The organism is Flavobacterium sp. (genome assembly GCF_031422135.1).
In the GTDB taxonomy this organism is placed as follows: Bacteria; Bacteroidota; Bacteroidia; order Flavobacteriales; family Flavobacteriaceae; genus Flavobacterium.
On record NZ_JANOQD010000056.1, the window covers coordinates 1 to 3,272 of the forward strand.

Consider the following 3,272-nt stretch of genomic DNA (forward strand, 5'->3'; position numbering starts at 1 on the left):
AATGCTTCCCCTTTCCCGTGATTGTCTGTAGGTGCATCAGTAAGAATTTCTGTTCCCGATTGCAAATGGGTTGATGTGGTTCTTAAATCGCCTAGATATGTTATTTTAGAAGTCATAATAGAAGTTTGAAGTTTGAGGTTATGAGTTATCTGTTTACTTTAATCGAAATTCTTAATACTTAATTCTTAATTCGCTTCTTTTATAGTTAAATCGGCGTCGTAATACAAAATATAAACGCCTTTATTGACATATCCTCCGCCCTCTTTTTTATAAAATTCAAATTTATTATTCACTTGCTCTGTTGCAGAAGCTTCGATAGTTTCCTGATAAGTATTTCCTTGTAACAAACGCATCATAGTATCAAAAGTAACATCAAAACCACGAGATGCGTAAGTACTTGGCAAAATTTTATTTTTCTTTCTGTATTCGTTATCAAAAATTAATGCTCCTGCCGATTCGTTTTCACGAGTGATTGATGGATACATTAATTTTAATTTGGTTAGATTATCAAAATTTATTTCATCAGTATCTAAAGTTTCATTGGGTTCTAATATTACTAATTGTAACTTGAAACTGCTCATAGCGCTCATCATTGTTGCCATTGTTGATTTTATCATCCAAGTATTTTCGGATATTAAAACCACATAATTGATTTTATCTTTTACAAACAAACTTTTCAGATTTTCTGTAGACAAACTACCATTTTCTTGTAGCGAAGCAAATTGAACCCCTTTCTGATTTTCCTGAATATAGTGTCTAGCCGATTCTTTTTTGCGGTCAATTACTGCAATTATATTACCTCCTTTTGTTTTCATGTAAGAGAACATTGCATTTTTTAAAGTTTCATTTGTAGGTATCGTTTGAAATAAATTTGGAAAGGAATTGCCAATATCTTTTGACAGTGGCGAAATCACGGGAACATTATTTTTACTGAATAACTCAGCTGTTTTCTCCACATTACTTTGATAAAAAGGGCCAATTATTGCATCAACATTTACCAAATTATTTTCTTGAATAATTGCGACAACATTCGAGGAATTTTTGGTTTCTTGTGAATCGAATATTTGAATGTCGATATTAAGTCCGATTTGCCTAGCCGAATCTATAGCAATCAAGGCACCAGAATAAAAATCTAAAGTCATGTTCAAAAATTTATCTTTTTTCAAACGAGCTGTAGTCGAATTTATAGTATCGCTTTCTATTTTAGACATGTTAAAAGGCAACAATAAAACCATCTTTTTTTTGTCGTTTGCAGTATTTTTTTTAGATAATACGATGTAATCTTTTTTAGTTTTTTCAGGAATCAAAACAGTTTGTGGCACTTTCAAAATCATTCCTTCTTGAACTCCATTTGTTAAAACTGGATTGAGAGCAGTCAATTCTTCTTGACTCAAACCAAAAATTTTAGACAAACTATATAAAGTTTCTTTAGATTTAACTTCGTAGTTTACATAATTTAATGCTGGTGAAACTTTTGCAAGAATTGGTTTTATAATTTCACTTTTAGAAGAAACGGCCTCATGATATATAGCGGTTTTTGGTGCGGTTCCTTTTATAATCAATTTATATCCAATGGTCAAATTAGGGATAATCTCCGGGTTTTTCTTTTCCAATTCTTCAACCGTAATTCCATATTTTTTGGCTATAGAATACTTGGTTTCTTTAGGAAGTACTTCATGAAATACTGCTTTTTCTTGAGTTGGAGCTACAATTTTAGAACCCGTATTGGAAGGAATTAGTAAAACTTGCCCTATTTGCAAACCGTCTTTTTCAAGAATTGGATTGGCTTTTTTTAAAGCTTCATCTGAAATATTGTATTTTTTTTCGATACCAAACAAAGTCTCTTTTGGCTCCACTTTGTGTGTTTTTGTTTTTAAAATTGTTTTAGTGTTTTCCGTTTTGTTGGGAATTAACAAAATGCTATAAGGCTTTAGACCACTTTGTGCATCGGGATTTAGCTGATATATATCGAATGGGGTTACCTTATAAATTTGCGCAATTTGTGCTATAGTTTCTCCTTTTTCAACTTTATGCTTACCATACTTTTGTCCAAATACAGAACAGGTAATTACTAAAATAAAAATAAAAACGACTCTCTTTATCATAATTCAAATCTTTAAAAATTATTCAATAACAATTTCGATGGCAATAGCAATAAAAATTTTCCTTGTCAATAAAAATAGTGTTTTCAAAATCAATATAAAAACAAAAAATCAATTTCTTTATTGCTATTGAAATTGATTTTTGTAATTGCCATTGAAATTGAGTTTTATTCCCACTCGATAGTTGCTGGTGGTTTTGAGCTAATGTCGTATACTACTCTATTTACACCTTTTACTTTATTGATAATATCATTGGACACTTTCATCAAAAATTCATAAGGAAGATGTACCCAATCTGCGGTCATCCCATCTGTAGATTCAACGGCTCGAAGCGCAACTACTTTTTCATAGGTTCGCTCATCTCCCATTACACCTACACTATTTACCGGAAGCAAGATTGCTCCAGCTTGCCAGACTTTGTCATACAAACCCCAAGATTTTAATCCGTCAATAAAAACGGCATCAACATCTTGTAGAATTTGCACTTTTTCTGGTGTAATATCGCCTAAAATTCTGATCGATAATCCTGGTCCAGGAAAAGGATGTCTACCTAATAACGCAGCATCTATACCTAATGTTGCACCAACTCTTCGCACTTCATCTTTAAATAACATTCGGAGTGGTTCTACAATTTTCAGTTTCATATAATCAGGCAAACCGCCAACATTATGATGCGATTTTATAGTTGCTGATGGTCCTTTTACCGAAACTGATTCAATAACATCAGGATAAATGGTTCCTTGTGCCAACCATTTTACATCTTCGATACGATGTGATTCGTCATCGAAAACTTCGATAAAAACACGACCAATAATTTTTCGTTTGGTTTCTGGGTCGCTAATTCCTGCTAATTCTCCCAGAAATCTGTCGCCTGCATCAACTCCTTTTACATTTAAACCCATTCCTTTGTATTGGTCTAAAACGCTTTGGTATTAGTTTTTACGAAGCAAACCATTATTTACAAAAATACAATACAGGTTTTTTCCAATGGCTTGATGCAGTAAAACTGCCGCAACGGTAGAATCAACTCCACCAGAAAGTCCAAGAACTACTTTATCATCTTGAATTTTTTCTTTAAGCTCTGCAACCATTTCTTCAACAAAAGCATTGGGCGTAAAATTTTGAGGAACATGCGCAATTTTAACTAGGAAATTCTCTAGCATTTGTTTT

At 32.5% G+C, this 3,272-nt stretch carries 1 protein-coding gene and 2 pseudogenes; all 3 read right to left on the reverse strand.

Annotated features, from left to right (window positions below):
- Positions 1-116 (reverse strand): annotated as a pseudogene (locus tag RMO70_RS07785) (OsmC family peroxiredoxin); the annotation flags it as partial.
- A 69-nt stretch (positions 117-185) separates the two neighbouring features.
- Positions 186-2,105, reverse strand: a complete 1,920-nt coding sequence (locus tag RMO70_RS07790; protein ID WP_310555864.1) for a LysM peptidoglycan-binding domain-containing protein — start codon at positions 2,103-2,105, stop codon at positions 186-188.
- Positions 2,106-2,269: 164 nt separating this feature from the next.
- A pseudogene (guaA, locus tag RMO70_RS07795) lies at positions 2,270-3,272 on the reverse strand (glutamine-hydrolyzing GMP synthase); the annotation flags it as partial.

Coding starts and splice junctions, on each gene's coding strand:
- RMO70_RS07790 (WP_310555864.1), bottom strand. CDS start 2,105: ATGATAAAGAGAGTCGTTTTTATTTTTATTTTAGTAATTACCTGTTCT.